At 69.2% G+C, this 1,408-nt stretch carries 2 protein-coding genes; one reads left to right on the top strand and one right to left on the bottom strand.

Going from position 1 to position 1,408, the window contains the following annotated elements; translation table 11 throughout:
• Positions 1–468, top strand: a 468-nt coding sequence (locus KZA10_RS15295; RefSeq protein ID WP_218683313.1) for a zinc-binding dehydrogenase, incomplete at its 5' end; no start/stop codon positions are given.
• On the opposite strand, the gene KZA10_RS15290 is transcribed toward KZA10_RS15295, so the two are convergent.
• Complete coding sequence (locus tag KZA10_RS15290) at positions 458–1,369, bottom strand: DMT family transporter (RefSeq protein WP_256934935.1); 912 nt, start codon at positions 1,367–1,369, stop codon at positions 458–460. The genes KZA10_RS15295 and KZA10_RS15290 overlap by 11 nt on opposite strands.
• Positions 1,370–1,408 lie beyond the last annotated feature (39 nt).

Genomic DNA, 1,408 nt, shown 5'->3' with positions numbered 1-1,408 from the left:
GAGCTCGGCGCCGAGCGCATCATCGCGATGAGTCGGCACGCCGATCGGCAGGCGCTGGTGCGCGAGTTCGGCGCGACCGACATCGTCTCCGAGCGTGGAGACGCGGGTGTCGCGCGCATCAAGGAGCTCACGAACGGCCTCGGCGCGCACTCGGTGATCGAGGCGGTCGGCACGCAGGAGTCCATGATGCAGGCGATCCGCTCCACCCGCCCCGGCGGCCATGTCGGCTACGTCGGCGTCTCCCACGACGTGGCGCTGCCGGGCGACGAGCTGTTCTTCTCCGGCGTGCACCTGCACGGCGGTCCTGCGCCGGTGCGCCGCTTCCTCCCCGAGCTGATCCAGCTCATCTGGGACCGGAAGATCGACCCGGGCAAGGTCTTCGACCTGACCCTTCCGTTGGAGGAGGCCGCGGAGGGCTACCGGGCGATGGACGAGCGCCGGGCGACCAAGGTGCTGCTCACGCTCTGACCTCCGGGGGTGCTTCCTGCTTCGCGCGTCGCCGGACGAGCTTCAGCTCGCTCGCGAGGATCCCGAGCACGACGAGCGCCCCGCCGATGAGTGCGGTCGCGGGCAGGCGTTCACCGGCGATGCGTCCGATGACCCCTGCCCACACCGGCTCTCCGGCGTAGATGATGGTCGCGCGGGTGGGTGACACCGACTTCTGCGCCCAGTTCATGGTCAGCTGGATCAGACAGCTCGCCGCCCCCAGCCCGACCGCGCAGCCGACCCAGACCCAGGAGAACTCCGGCACGCCCTCGCCCACCACCGGCATCGTGAGCAGCCCCAGCACTCCCGCGGTCAGCAGCTGCACGACGGTGATGCGTCCGAGATCGATCTTCCCCGCGAAGAGGCTGATCAGGATGATCTCCGCGGCGATCGGCACGGTGCTGATCATGGTCGCGATCTCGCCGGCGCCGAGCGTCAGCGCGAAGGCGTCGGGTCCCGCGATGAACAGCAGCCCGACGAAGGCCAGCCCCGCGCCGATGAACGCCATGGCGGGCGGACGCTTGCGGAACACGGCCCACTGCGCGAGCGGCACCAGCGGCACGTACATCGCGGTGATGAAGGCCGAGGTGCTGCTGTCGATGCTCTGCAGCCCCAGCGTCTGCAGACCGTAGCCGAGGTAGATCATCACTCCGATCGCGACGCCCGCGCCGACGTCGCGCCAGCGGATGCCGTGCAGCACGCGGCGGAAGATCACGACGCTGATGAGCCCTGCGATGAGGAATCGGATGCCGACGAAGAACCAGGGACCCGCGTGCTCCATCGCCCAGTGCACCAGCAGGAACGTGCTGCCCCAGACCGCGGTGATCGCGATGAGCGCGGCCTCCTGCGGACGCAGCCGCATGAAACGCAGACGAGAGGGCATCGTTGGCCCTTTCTCGACGTTGCCGGATAGAGCCTAACG

The sequence above is a fragment of the Microbacterium sp. BF1 genome, assembly GCF_019279095.1.
Taxonomy (GTDB): Bacteria; Actinomycetota; Actinomycetes; order Actinomycetales; family Microbacteriaceae; genus Microbacterium; species Microbacterium maritypicum.
This window is presented reverse-complemented; position numbering and strand designations above follow the sequence as displayed.

Coding starts and splice junctions, on each gene's coding strand:
- KZA10_RS15290 (WP_256934935.1), bottom strand. CDS start 1,369: ATGCCCTCTCGTCTGCGTTTCATGCGGCTGCGTCCGCAGGAGGCCGCG.